This window comes from Micromonospora sp. NPDC051141, assembly GCF_044455765.1.
Classification (GTDB): domain Bacteria; phylum Actinomycetota; class Actinomycetes; order Mycobacteriales; family Micromonosporaceae; genus Micromonospora.
Genome location: NZ_JBITFD010000002.1, coordinates 155,529 through 168,259, shown reverse-complemented (window position 1 = coordinate 168,259; position 12,731 = coordinate 155,529). Strand labels below are relative to the sequence as shown.

At 74.1% G+C, this 12,731-nt stretch carries 12 protein-coding genes; 5 read left to right on the top strand and 7 right to left on the bottom strand.

Translation table 11 applies throughout. The annotated features are described in order from the left end of the window. Positions 1 to 6 precede the first annotated feature (6 nt). Positions 7 to 993: a hypothetical protein gene (locus tag ACIA6B_RS03265; protein ID WP_396770470.1), complete on the bottom strand. Its 987-nt coding sequence runs from the start codon at positions 991 to 993 to the stop codon at positions 7 to 9. Between ACIA6B_RS03265 and ACIA6B_RS03260 the strand changes: the two genes are divergently transcribed. The 3 genes from ACIA6B_RS03260 to ACIA6B_RS03250 all read left to right on the top strand — a co-directional run bounded on the left by ACIA6B_RS03260 (position 971) and on the right by ACIA6B_RS03250 (position 4,734). Beyond that, positions 971 to 2,044 (top strand): hypothetical protein, encoded by a 1,074-nt coding sequence (locus tag ACIA6B_RS03260; protein ID WP_396770468.1) that lies wholly within the window; start codon positions 971 to 973, stop codon positions 2,042 to 2,044. The two genes, ACIA6B_RS03265 and ACIA6B_RS03260, sit on opposite strands and share 23 nt — an antisense overlap. Before the next feature lie 228 nt (positions 2,045 to 2,272). Continuing rightward, a complete protein-coding gene (locus tag ACIA6B_RS03255; protein ID WP_396770466.1) occupies positions 2,273 to 4,531 on the top strand; it encodes an ATP-binding protein in 2,259 nt (752 codons plus the stop codon). Beyond that, the gene (locus ACIA6B_RS03250; RefSeq protein ID WP_396771209.1) at positions 4,414 to 4,734 is read left to right on the top strand and encodes a hypothetical protein; all 321 of its coding nucleotides are present in this window, start codon (positions 4,414 to 4,416) and stop codon (positions 4,732 to 4,734) included. Before ACIA6B_RS03255 ends, ACIA6B_RS03250 begins: the two co-directional genes overlap by 118 nt. Here the strand turns inward: ACIA6B_RS03250 and ACIA6B_RS03245 are convergent, their stop codons facing one another. Then, positions 4,735 to 5,103 carry a YciI family protein gene (locus ACIA6B_RS03245; RefSeq protein ID WP_396770464.1) on the bottom strand — a complete coding sequence of 123 codons (369 nt, stop codon included), beginning with the start codon at positions 5,101 to 5,103 and terminating at the stop codon, positions 4,735 to 4,737. It abuts the gene before it with no gap. 368 nt (positions 5,104 to 5,471) lie between these two features. On the opposite strand from ACIA6B_RS03245, the gene rox reads away from it, so the two are divergent. Beyond that, positions 5,472 to 6,920, top strand: a complete 1,449-nt coding sequence (gene rox / locus ACIA6B_RS03240) for a rifampin monooxygenase (RefSeq protein ID WP_396770462.1) — start codon at positions 5,472 to 5,474, stop codon at positions 6,918 to 6,920. Between the two features lie 122 nt (positions 6,921 to 7,042). Continuing rightward, entirely contained in the window at positions 7,043 to 8,008 is a 966-nt protein-coding gene (locus ACIA6B_RS03235; RefSeq protein WP_396770460.1) for a phosphotransferase enzyme family protein, read from the top strand. A 25-nt stretch (positions 8,009 to 8,033) separates the two neighbouring features. Here the strand turns inward: ACIA6B_RS03235 and ACIA6B_RS03230 are convergent, their stop codons facing one another. From ACIA6B_RS03230 to ACIA6B_RS03210, 5 genes are all read right to left on the bottom strand, one after another. After that, entirely contained in the window at positions 8,034 to 9,506 is a 1,473-nt protein-coding gene (locus ACIA6B_RS03230) for a multicopper oxidase family protein (RefSeq protein ID WP_396770458.1), read from the bottom strand. A 145-nt stretch (positions 9,507 to 9,651) separates the two neighbouring features. Then, positions 9,652 to 10,371, bottom strand: coding sequence for a glycosyltransferase (locus ACIA6B_RS03225; RefSeq protein WP_396770456.1), 720 nt, complete (start codon positions 10,369 to 10,371; stop codon positions 9,652 to 9,654). Between the two features lie 5 nt (positions 10,372 to 10,376). Continuing rightward, positions 10,377 to 11,000, bottom strand: coding sequence for a class I SAM-dependent DNA methyltransferase (locus tag ACIA6B_RS03220; RefSeq protein ID WP_396770454.1), 624 nt, complete (start codon positions 10,998 to 11,000; stop codon positions 10,377 to 10,379). Then, positions 10,997 to 11,740 carry a PIG-L deacetylase family protein gene (locus ACIA6B_RS03215; protein WP_396770452.1) on the bottom strand — a complete coding sequence of 248 codons (744 nt, stop codon included), beginning with the start codon at positions 11,738 to 11,740 and terminating at the stop codon, positions 10,997 to 10,999. Before ACIA6B_RS03215 ends, ACIA6B_RS03220 begins: the two co-directional genes overlap by 4 nt. Beyond that, on the bottom strand, positions 11,734 to 12,693 hold the full coding sequence (locus ACIA6B_RS03210; RefSeq protein ID WP_396770449.1) for an acyl-CoA dehydrogenase family protein: 960 nt from the start codon (positions 12,691 to 12,693) through the stop codon (positions 11,734 to 11,736). Before ACIA6B_RS03210 ends, ACIA6B_RS03215 begins: the two co-directional genes overlap by 7 nt. Between the last annotated feature and the right edge of the window lie 38 nt (positions 12,694 to 12,731).

Genomic DNA, 12,731 nt, shown 5'->3' with positions numbered 1-12,731 from the left:
CCGGACTCACAGATCCAGGAATCTCGATCTATGGAAGTGGGTAGAGGCGGGGTCCCGGGCGGTGCGCCCGGGACCGATCGGAGGTTCGATGCGCAGACCCCGCACGCTCCTGCTGCCGGCCGCCACCATGGTGATCACGCTGGGCACCGGGCTGCTGCCCGCCCTGGCACAGCCGGCCGTGGACCCCGCCCCCGCCGACGCCGTCGACGAGCGCACCTGCATCCGCACCATCGAGGGGGTGGACTGGTTCTTCGATCCGTGCGTCGCACCGGACGAGCCGTTGCCGCCCGACGTACGGACCGGCATCGAAGAGGACCGGCAGGCCCGGTGCGGGCCGACCGGCACCCCCTCGACGACGCCGCTCGCGGTCGCCCTGACGGCGACGCCCTCGGCTTCCTCGACCGCGACCGTCGCCCCGACCAGCATCCCGACCTCCACCGGCAGCGCGGGCCCAGATCCGAGCGGATCGGTCGACCCGTCCGCCTCGGCGGTGTCGCCGAGCCCGTGCCCGGTCACTCCGAGCCCCACCGTGCCGGTGTCCGGCCCGCCGTCGTCACCCGGCACGACCACGTCCGCCACGCCGCCGACCACCGCCGCGCCGTCCAGCAGCACCGTGCCGCCCAGCGCCACGGTCCCACCCAGCGCCACCGCGCCACCCAGCAGCAGCGCACCGCCCAGCACGACGGTGCCGCCCAGCACGACGGTGCCGCCCAGCACGACGGTGCCGCCCAGCACGACGGTGCCGCCCAGCACGACGGTGCCGCCCAGCGCCACGGTGCCGCCCAGCGCCACGGTGCCGCCCAGCGCCACGGTGCCGCCCAGCGCCACGGTGCCGCCGTCGGGGAGTCCGTCACCGCCCGCCGGGTGCGCGGCGACCGGCGGCACCGCGCCCACCGACAGCCGACTCACCGAAGCGGAGAAGGACCGGCTCTGCCCACCGAACCGGAATCCGGCCGCGCCCGCGGTGCTGGTGGCGACCGGCGACTCCGTCACCTCGGCGCACATCCAGGCGAAGCACCACCACGAACCCAAGAAGTGCGCCGTCAACCAGAACACCCAGGCGGACCAGCGCGGCCTGCCCGGCAACGACATGACGTCGAGCTACGCGGGCAGGTACGTGACCGCGCTCAACCAGGACGTGGTGGAGTACTACAACTTCGCGCGCACCGGCATGGGCACCGGTGACATCCTCGGCGCGGCGGCCACCTATCCGGACGCCTGCGAGAACCTCTGGTCGCGCACGTCGCCGCCGATAGCACTGGCCGAGGCGGCGGTGGCCAAGGCCAAGCAGGATCGGCGCAAGGCGTACTTCGTCACCACCGGCGGGATCAACAACACCAACTGGACCCAGGTGGCGCAGGGCATCGCGATGTGCGGCATGGCCGAGCTGATGCGCACCGAGATGGTCAAGTACTTCATCCGGAACAACCTCCCGCTCAACGCGGTGATGCGCTGGTACGACACGACCGGCAAGCAGATCGGCCGGGACGACGTCATCAAGGGCGGGGCGTGCCAGGTGGTGCTCCAGGAGAACGTCAACGCCGGCAACGAGAAGGAGGTGACGGTCGACCGGCTCCGGTTCGTGGTGCCCGCCTTCGACGGACCGGCCAACTACGCGAAGATCACCGCGGACGCCAACGCGATCACGACCCGGATGGTCCGCGCCGGGGCGGACAAGGTCGTCTGGATGGGCTACTACGACATCACGCCGGCGAAGGTGGCGTTGGGTTCGTTCGCCCAGACGTACGTGCAGAACACGAAGTTGCCCGACACCGTCAAGGGCGCGCTGCCGAACATCCCCGACGTCGAGGTGGACCTCGTGACGCAGCCGGCCTGGAAGACACAGGTCCAGACCTGGACCAAGGACGTCAACAACGCGATCCGGGCGAGCATCCTGCCCGCCGACCCGATCGTCCGTTTCCAGCCGGCGCCGGCCCTCACCTCCGACAAGATCCAGAAGAAGTTGATCGGTGGGTGCCCGCATCCCAACCTGCCCGGGCACGACGAGTTGGCCAAGGCACTGGACGCCGCGATCAAGGCGTAGGCCGTACGGAGCCGGGCCGGTACGCGGATCGCGTACCGGCCCGGTCGCCGGGATCGGGCATCGCGCCCGAGAGCCCTCAGCCCAACGCCACCCCCGAGGCGCCGACGCCGGCCGGATCCCGTTCCTCGGGAGGGGAACTGTCGTACATCAGCATGGGTCTATGGCTATCCGTGAGCGCGGCCCTAACCTCACCCCGGGGCGGCCGGGGAGGGCCAGTGGGGAGGCCGGATGTCCGACCAGAGGGAGCGTCGCGACGCGCGGAGAACGACGACGCCGGGCGTGGCCCCCGGCCGCGACGCGCACCCGTTGGTCCGCCCCGCCGACGCGACCCGGACCGTGTCGGAGCTGGCCGGACTGCTGCGTCAACTGCGCCGCCGGGAGGCCCGGCAGCAGGGTGAGACGCCGTTGACCTACCGGCAGCTCGCCGCGAAGACCGGCTGGTCGCGCGGCGTGATCGGGGAGTACTTCGCGGGCAACATCCTGCCGCCGACGGAGCGGTTCGACATCCTGATCCGACTGCTCGGGGCGACCGTCGTGGAGCAGGGCGCGCTGGCCACGGCGCGGGACCGGGTGGAGGAGGCCCGACGACAGCCCGGGCCGGACCGGGCCCCCACCGTCCGGTCCGGTGGCCGGGGCCGCACCCGGGCGGCACGGCTGCCCGCACCGCGTCAGCTTCCGCCGGCCCTGCCCGGCTTCGTCGGCCGGCAGGCGCAGTTGGCGCAACTGGACGACGCGGGTGACCGCGGCGGACCGGCGACCGGCGACCCCGCCTCGACGATCGTCGTCCTGTCCGGTACCGCCGGGGTGGGCAAGACGACGCTGGCGGTGCACTGGGCACACCGCGCCGCCGACCGGTTCCCGGACGGCCAGCTCTACGTGGATCTGCGGGGCTTCGACTCCACCGGGGCGGTGGTGACACCGGCGGACGCGGTGCGCGGCTTCCTGGAGGCGCTGGAGGTGCCCCCGGAACTGCTGCCCCACCATCTGTCCGCGCAGGTCGGCCTCTACCGCAGCCTGCTCGCCGACCGTCGGATGCTGGTGTTGCTGGACAATGCCCGCGACGTCGAGCAGGTCCGGCTCCTGCTGCCGGGCAGCCCCGGCTGCCTGGTGGTGGTCACCAGTCGCAACCGGCTCGCCGGCCTGATCGCCGCCGAGGGCGCCCGGTCGATCGATGTCGGGCTGCTCAGCACCGGCGAGTCCTGGCAGTTGCTGGCCCGGCGCCTCGGCGCCGAACGGTTGGCGATCGAGCCGCAGGTCGTGGACGAGATGGTCGAGCGGTGCGCGCGGCTGCCGCTGGCGCTGGCGGTGCTCGCCGCCCGGGGCGCGGCGCACCCCGCCTTCCCCCTGGCCACCCTCGCTGCCGGCCTGCGCGAGACGGCACGGCTGCTGGACGCGTTCGACACCGGCGACGCCGGCACCGACGTGCAGGCGGTCTTCTCCTGGTCGTACCAGTGCCTGACCCCGCCGGCAGCGCGGCTGTTCCGGCTGATCGGCTGCCATCCGGGCCCCGAGTTCGGGATCCCGGCGGTCGCCAGCCTGGCCGGCCTGCCCCGGGACCAGGTGCCCCGGCTGCTGGGTGAGCTGACCCACGCGCACCTGGTCACCGAGCACGCCCCCGGCCGGTTCGGCGTGCACGACCTGCTGCGCGCGTACGCGGCCGAGCTGACCGAGCGGCTCGATCCCGACGAGGAGCGGCAGGCGGCGATCCGTCGTGGGCTCGACCACTACCTGCACTCCGCGCACGCCGCCGCGGTGCTGTTGCAGCCGGGCTGGGATCCGGTCGCGCCGGCCGACGCGCTGCCCGGCGTGGTCCCCGAGGAGATCACCGGCCCGGCGTCGGCGCTGGCCTGGTTCACCACCGAGCACCGGGTGCTCCTGGCGGCGGTGGCGCACGCCGGGCGCACCCGGTGCGACGGTCACGCCTGGCGGCTGGCCCGGACCCTGGTCGACTTCCTGCAACGCCAGGGCCGCTGGTCGGACCTGGCCGACGCCCAGCAGGCCGCCCTGACCGCCGCGCGGCGGACGGGCGAGCGCGCCGGCCAGGCCAACGCCCACCGCGACCTCGCCCGCGTGCTGGTCCGGCTGGACCGGAAGGAGGAGGCCGCCGGCCACTACCGCGACGCGCTGGCGCTCTTCGCGGAGCTGGGCGACCACAGCGGACAGGCCCGCACCCACCGCGCGTTCGGCGCGATGCTGGACGGGATGGGCCGGTACGAGGAGTCGCTGCACCACGCGACGCGGGCGCTGGCGCTCTACGAGCACACCGGTCACCCGGTGGGGCAGGCCAGCGCCCGCAACGCGATGGCTGGTCGTACGCCCGCCTCGGCCAGTACGCTGCCGCACGCGGGCACTGCGAGCAGGCGCTGGCGCTGCTGCGGCGGACCGACGACCGGCACGGTGAGGCGAACACCTGGGACAGCCTCGGCCTCATCCACGACCGGCTCGGCCACCACCGTCGGGCGGCCCGGTGCTACGGCCGGGCGCTGACGCTCTACCAGCGGATCGGTGACCGGTACGACGAGGCGGACACCCTGACCCGGCTCGGCGACTGCCGGCACTCCGCCGGTGACCGGGCCGGCGCGCTCCGCACCTGGCGCCGGGCCCTGGTCATCCTCGACGGCCTCGGCCACTCGGACGTCGACCGGGTCCGCGAGCGGCTGGCCCGGGCGGCGCCGGACGAGCCGGGGTGATCAGTCCTGGTGGCGGCGGAGCATCTTCTCCGTCTCCGGGTCGTACTGGAGCTCCCGCACCTCCTGCGGGCACCGGCAGGCGTCGGCGATCCGGGTCGCCCAGGCCAGCCCCTCCTCGCGGGTCTCCGCGTCGACTATCACGAACCCGCCGAGGAACCTCACGGCCTCCGGGTCGGGGCCCTCGGTGACCGTCCCGTCCGCGGCCACGACGCTCGCCCGCTGGCGTTCGACCCCGATGCCGAACACGTACGCGCCGGCCTTCACGGCGTCCTCCATCACCGCGTGCGAGGCCTTGTCGACGTCGGCCATCTCCTCGGCGGGGATGTGGTCCATCGCGCCGTCTTCGAACGAGATCAGGTACCGCTTCATGCCATGACTCCCTTGTCCCGGGCGACGCTCTCCGGTCACCCCTCACCTGTCTCTACCCAAACAGGACGATCAGATATCGACGCCCGTACCGGAAGATTCTCCATCAGGTTTCCCCTCACCGCTCACCGACTGTGGTGTCAGCACCACCCGAACGTGGATGTCGGCACCGCCGACCCGACCCGGGAAAAAGGGCTGGACCGGGCGACACCCTGGCTTGTAGCGTGCGGCTGACCGTGACCCGGCCCGAGGAGGTGAGACCCATGAACCGTATCGATGTGGGTGCTCCCCCTCCGGTCCCGGTCGGGCGATCGACGTAGGTGTCGCCGGGAGCGCCCTCGCCACCACGGCGCTTCCCGAGAGGCAACACCATGTTCGATGTGATCATCGCCGGCTGCGGGCCGGTCGGCGCGATGCTGGCCGCCGAACTACGACTGCACGACGTCCGGGTGCTCGTCCTGGACAAGGAGACCGAGCCGACGTCGTTCGCCCGCATCGTCGGTCTGCACATCCGCAGCATCGAGCTGCTGGCCATGCGCGGGCTGCTGGCACGCGTGCTCGAACGCGGGCGACGGCGTCCGGCCCGCGGTTTCTTCGCCGCCATCGACAAGCCCGCGCCGGAGGGCCTGGATTCCGCGTACGCCTATCTGCTGGGAATCCCGCAGCCGGTCGTCGTCCACCTGCTCGAAGAGCACGCGGTCGCGCGGGGTGCGCAGGTCCGGCGGGGTTCTGCGGTGGCCGGTCTCGCGCAGGACGACGACGGGGTGACAGTCGAGCTGGCCGACGGGCAACGGCTGCGCACGCGCTACCTCGTCGGCTGCGACGGCGGGCGCAGCACGGTGCGCAAGCTGCTCGGCGTCGGCTTCCCCGGCGAGCCGGCGCGGTCCGAGACGCTGCTGGGCGAGATGGCCGTGGGCGTGTCGCCCGAGGAGATCGCCGCCCGGGTGGCCGAGGTCCGGGAGATCGACAGGCGGTTCCTGGTGGCGCCCGTCGGCGTCGGGGTCCATCGCGTCATCGTCCCCGTTCCGGGCGTCAGCGACCGCGCGAAGCCGCCGACGCTGGAGGACTTCCGACGCCAGCTCCGCGTGGTCGCCGGCACCGACTTCGGGGTGCACTCCCCGCGTTGGATGTCCCGCTTCGGGGACGCCACCCGGCTCGCCGAACGCTACCGGGTCGGCCGGGTGCTGCTGGCCGGCGACGCGGCCCACATCCATCCGCCGATCGGCGGGCAGGGCCTCAACCTCGGCCTCCAGGACGTGTTCAACCTCGGTTGGAAGCTGGCCGCGCAGGTCCGGGGCTGGGCGCCGGACCCGCTGCTCGACACCTACCAGGCCGAACGCCACCCGGTCGCCGCAGACGTGCTGGACAACACGCGCGCCCAGATGGAACTGCTGTCCACCGAGCCGGGGCCACGAGCCGTCCGCCGGCTGCTCACCGAACTGATGGACATCGACGAGGTGAACCGCCGCCTGATCGAGAAGATCACCGCGATCGACGTCCGCTACGACCTCGGCGAGGGACCCGACCTGCTCGGCCGCCGCCTACCCGACGTCGACGTGCGGCCGGGCCGCCTCTACGACCTGCTGCACCACGGCCGCGGCCTGCTGCTCGACCGCACCGGCCGGCTGGCCGTCGGCGGCTGGGCGGACCGGGTCGACCACCTCGGGGATCCCACCGCGGCACTGGACGTCCCGGCCGTGCTGCTCCGCCCGGACGGCCACGTCGCCTGGGTCGGCGACGACCAGCGGGACCTGGACAGACACCTGGCCCGCTGGTTCGGCGAGCCGTGCGCAGAGGCCCCGAGCGCCCGGCCGGCCTGAGCGTCGGCCGCCCCGGCCGGACGTACCCCGGGGACCGGACGTGCCCGACGTCCGGTCCCCGGACCGCCCGCGTACCGGCGAATGCGCTTGCCGGGCGGACGCCGGCCTGCCACGCTCCCTCCGTGATCGACAAGCCCGACGTCGACGAACGGTCGCTGGCGGCGGAGGTGGCCACCGCCTGGGCGCTGGACGTCTCCGCGCTCGTGTTCCTGCCGGTCGGCCTCGACGGCCGGGCCTGGGCCTACCGGGTGGACACCGCCGACGGCGGGCGGTGGTTCCTGAAGCTCCGGCTCGGCGAGTTCACGCCGGCGGCCGTCCGGCTGCCCGGCCTGCTCCGGGCCCGGGGCATCCGGCAGGTGGTCGCGCCGATCGACCGGCCCGACGGCGGCACCGGTCACCCGTTCGGGGATCACCACCTGCTGCTCTACCCGTTCCACGACGGCGGGAGCCGGTGGGCGCCCGGCCTCACCGACAGGCAGTGGATCGAGTACGGCGAGTTCCTGGGCCGCCTGCACACGATCACGCCGACCGCCGGGATCGCCGACCTCCTGCCGGTCGAGACCTACCGGTCGAGCGCCGGCGAACGGCTGCGGACGCTGGGCCCGCAGGCGGCGGCGAGCCCGGCCCTCGGCGCGTTCTGGCACCGGTACGGCGACGCGCTGCGCCGGTTGTCGGCGACCGTCGACGAGCTGGCCGCCCGGATGACACCGGCCCGGCACGTCATCTGCCACGCCGACATCCACCCCGGCAACCTGATCGCCGACGGCGACGGCCCGCTGCACGTCGTGGACTGGGACGCGCCGGTGCTCGCGCCGCGCGAGCGGGACCTGATGTTCGTCCTCAGCGGTGACTTCGGGGACCACCCGGTCGACGCGCGCCGCGCGGAACTGTTCCGCCGGGGCTACGGGCCGTGGGAACCGGACCGGACCAGGCTGAGCTACTACCGCGCCGAGCGGCACCTCGACGACGTCGCCGCGTTCCTCGCCGGCATCCTCGCCCCCGGGGCCGGTGCCGAGTCCCGCGCCAACGACCTGCACTGGCTCACCCGCATCGCCGAGACGGTCGCCGACCCCGGCTACGCGCCCTGACCTCCTGCCCGCTGCCCGGGGCGGCTCAGATGATCCTGAGGTTGGCCATCATGCCCATCGCGCTGTGGTCGACCATGTGGCAGTGATAGGGGTAGACGCCACGCCAGGTGTCGAACGTCGCCTGCAACCGCACGCTCTGCCCGGGCCAGACGATCACGGTGTCCTTCAGCCCGGACTCGGTCGGATCGGCCGGTGCGCCGTTGCGGTCGAGCACCCGGAACTGCACCAGGTGCATGTGGAAGTTGTGCGGCATGACCACGTTGGCGTTGGTCACCGTCCACTCCTCGGTGCTGCCCCAGGCGATGGTGGTGTCGATCCGGGCCGGGTCGAAGACCTTCCCGTCGATGTACGCCTGGTGCCCACCGGAACCCGCCTCGTCCATCCGCAGCTCGATGCTGCGGTGCACGGTCGGGGTGGGCAGCGGCGGCAGCGTACGCAGCCGCTCCGGCACCGACGTACGGTCCGGGCCCTTCGCCGGTACGACGTCGAAGCGCATCACCTGGCCCACCTGCTCGGCCGGGCCGGGCCCCATCAGGTTCTGCAGCACCACCGACGTGCCCGGCTGGTAGCGGGCGAAGTCGACCACCACGTCGAGCCGCTCACCCGGGGAGAGCAGCACGTACGGCATGGTGACCGGCGCCTCCAGCAGGCCGCCGTCGGAGCCGATCACCGTGATGTCCCCGCCGTCGGCGAGCCGCAGCAGGTAGAACCGCAGGTTGCTGGCGTTGACCAGGCGCAGGCGGTAGCGCCGGGCCTGCACCTCGAAGCGCGGCCACGGCCGTCCGTTGACCAGCAGGGTGGTGCGGTTGTCGGCGTCGTCCATGGTCCAGACCAACTGGGCGTTGGCGTCCAGGTGCGCGTCGCGCAGCACCAGCGGGACGTCGAACCGGCCCCGGGGCAGCGGCAGCGCCGCCTCGGTGCGGTCGGTGAGCAGGTAGAGGCTGGCCAGGCCCCGGTAGAGGTGCTCGGCCTCCATGTGGTGGGTGTGGTCGTGCATCCAGAGCGTGGCGTGCGGCTGCCGGTTCGGGTAGGTGTAGATCCGCTCGCCGCCCGGCGGGATCGTGGCGTCGCCCGAGCCGTCGTCCTCGGGTGCGGTGGCGCCGCCGTGCAGGTGCACCGCCGTGGGCATGGCCAGCCGGTTCCGCTGGCGGACCACCACCCGTCGACCCGAGGTGGCGTGGATCGTGGGGCCGGGCAGGTCGCCGTTGTAGGTGAACACCTCGGTGCGCGTGCCGGGCACGATCTCCAGTCGCCGCCGGTGCATGGTGACCGAGTAGTAGTCGGTGGTGGCGGTCCGGCGCACCGGGCGCAGGGTCTGCGGCACTGTCAACGGCACGGTGAACGGCGGCACGGGCGTGGCCGTCGGCGCGGCGGTCCCGGCCGTGGCGGGAGCCGCGCCCCACTGCCCGGCCAGACCGGCGAGACCGGCCAGGCCACCGGTCGCCCCGACGATGCCCGACGCCGCGCCGAGGCGCAGCAGTTGACGACGAGTGGACAAGGCAGTTCCTTCCCCGAAGGTGCGCGAGAGGTTCCGGCAGCCGCGGTCGGCTGGTGGGCCGGGCGGTCGTCGCAGGCACGATGATCCCGGTGAATCCGTCAGGAGGAGACCCCTATCGACCGCACATCCGCAACCGGCCGCCCCCTTAGCGCGTCCCCGCGCCCCTGGTCGCGGCCGGGTCTCCCCGCAGCACCGGGGCGGTCGGGGCGTCGAGGGCGTCCAGGTAGCGGGCGAAGCCGTGCGGGGCGCGGGCCTGGCGCCGGGCGCTGGTCCGGACCGGGCAGTCGGGATCGGCGACGACCCGTACGGCCTGCCGACGACCCCGCTCGACCAGGTCGTGGTCCTCGCCGTGCGACAGGTCGGCGAACCCACCCAACCGCTCGTAGGCCGGGGCGGCGCAGCCCAGGTTCGCGCCGTGGACGTGCCGGTGCCAGGTGCTGCCCAGATCCCGTCGGTACCGGGTCTCGAAGCGTTCCCGGACCTGCTCGGAGCGGGGCGCCCAGTCGGTCACCCGCACCGTGCCGACCAACAGGTCGGTGCCGGCGCGGGCGTGGCGCAACTGCCAGCCGCCCCACCGCCGGGGTACGCGGCTGTCCGCGTCGGTGGTGGCGAGCCAGAGATCCCGCGGGCCGTGGCGCAGCGCGTGCGCCATGCCGACGGCGCGGGCCCGGCCGACGTTGCGGGCCCGCACCGTCAGCACGACGGCGCCGAGTCGCTCGGCGACGGCGGCGGTCGCGTCCCGGCAGTCGTCGGCCACCACGATCACCTCCGCCGGCACGGGCAGGCGGCGGAGCGCACCGAGGACCGAGCTCAGGCAGCCGGGCAGCAACTCCTGCTCGTCGTGGGCGGGCACGACGACCGCCATCCGGTTCACCACAGACCCTCGGCCTGCGCCACGGAGCGGGCCGGCGGCGGCACGCGGAGGAAGACGTCGAGCAGGAAGTCAGCCTCCTCGTGGCGCGCCGTCCGCACCAGCCCGTCCACGTCGTCGAGCAGCCGGTGCACGTCGTCCCCGCCCCGGGCGTGCTCGGCCACCGCCGGCCGCCAGTGCACCGCGACCAGCGTGCCACCCGGTTCGAGCGAGTCCATGGTCCGGGTGGTCAGCAGGTCCAGCCCGGCGTCGTCGAAGTAGTAGCCGAGTTCGGAGAGCACGATCAGGTCGAAGCGCTCGGCCTCGGCCGGCCACTCGTCGGGGACGCGCATCCGCTCCACCCGTACGTGCGGCTGGTCCGCGAGCCGTCGCCGGGTGCTCGCCACCGGCGCGGCGGCGATGTCGACCGCCAGCAGCCGGTCGCACCGCGGCGCGAGCCGGCGGGTGAGCATGCCCGTCGAGCATCCCGGTTCGAACGCCGACCGGTACCGCCGACGAGGCAGACAGGCGACCGTCAGATCGTGCTTACGCCGGTCGTACCAGCGGGTCTCGAAACTCCACGGATCCTCGGCGCCGGCGTACATGGCGTCGAAATATTCGGCGGGGGTGCCGGGTGAGTTCATGGCACGAACACCGTTTCGTAGGGACGCGCGAAGCGTGCGAGAACGTGCGGGGGAAGGATCGCGGCGTCGGCGGGCGCCGGCCCGAGCGGCCGGATCTGGCTGTGAAAGGCCTTGATCGCTTCCCGCTTGGCCGAGCTGGCCGCCTCGGTCAGGTCGATCCGGCGCGCGCGGCGCCACGGCACGTCGGGATCGTCCGGCTCGGCCCAGTGCCACGTCCAGACCGGGAACTCCAGCAGCGTCGCGCCGGTGCGCCGACAGGCGACCGCGGCTGCTCGCCCGACCGCTTCGTGGTCCGGGTGGCCGTCCCCGCGCCAGGTCGTGACGCACCACCGGCCGGGTGTCAGCCGGGCGGTCAACGCGTCGGTGAGGGCCGTCTCGTCGACCGCGCCGTCCGGGTGCCCGAGGTGCGCGATGGCGGCGGGGGCGACCCCGAGCAGTCCGCAGGCGGTGGCCGTCTCGGCCCGCCGGATCGCCGCCAGTTCCCCCGGTGAGTGGACCGTCGAACCGGGGTGGGAGGCCTCGCCGTCGGTGACGACCGCGATCTCCGCGCCGACTCCGCCGCCGAGCATGGCGACCAGGCCGCCGACGCCGAGCACCTCGTCGTCGGGGTGTGGGGCGACGACCAACGGCGGCGCCGCCGGCGCCCGGCCGTCCACGGCCAGCACGGGCCAGGTGGCCGGCGCCGGCCACGCGCGCCACGTCCGCTCGTCCGTGCCCGCGCCGACGATCGGCCTCACCATCCGGGATCTCCGGCCGCCGTCACCAGCTCGCCCAGATGCGCGAGGTCCGCCTCCGCGTGACTCTGCCGCACGTACACCGTCAGGTCGGCGACCCGCCTGGCGTGGCCGGCGTCCTGGCACAGCGGGCCGGCCCCCAGCGCCCGACCGACCCGGTCGACGACGGTGGTGGCGGTCGCCTCGACGGTGGCACGCACCTGGTGTGCCAGCCGGTCGGCGTCGCCGGTGGGGTTCGCGTCGATCTCGTCGGCGGCGGCGAACAGGACGCGCCGGGCGGCGGTCAGGGCCGCGTCGACCGCGCCGAGGTGCGCCATGGCGTGCGGGCCGAGGCGACGGCGCCGCGCCGCGTCGTGCAGGGTGTCGGCGACGCCGACCGCCCCGCCGTACCAGCACGCCGCCACACCCGCCCCGCCGTGCCAGAAACCCGGCCGCGCGGTGTAGCGGCCGGGTCCGCCCGCGGGGTCGGCGGGCACTGCGTCGAAGCGGACGGTCCGACTGTCGCTGGCGGCCATGCCGACGGCGGGCCAGGTGTCGGCCAACGGGGTCACCCCGGCCGCGCCGACCTCGACCGAGAACAGACGTACGCCGTCGTCGGCGGTCGCGGTCACCAGGGCCCGGGACAGCAGACCCGCCCCGGAGCACCACTGTCGCTCCCCGGTCAGCCGCCACCGGTCTCCGTCCCGGCTCGCGGTGACCGAGGCCGGCACGGCGGCCCAGACGCCCCACGGCTCGCGGCGCCACGCCGGATCGATCGCCACCCCCAGTTCGGCGAGGATCGCCAACGCGTCGGCGTGCCCCTCCCCCAGGCGGGCCAACGCCGGATCGGCGCGACCGAGCGCGACGAGGCGCGCGAACCGCTCCGCCGTCCGTCCGCCACCGGGCAACGGCAGGTCGAGACGTCCCCCGGCCACGGCCGATCGGAACGCGGCAGCCGTCGGCTCGCCGCCCATGGCCATCGCGAACTCCCCCTCCCGGTGACGTGGCGACCCGAGTG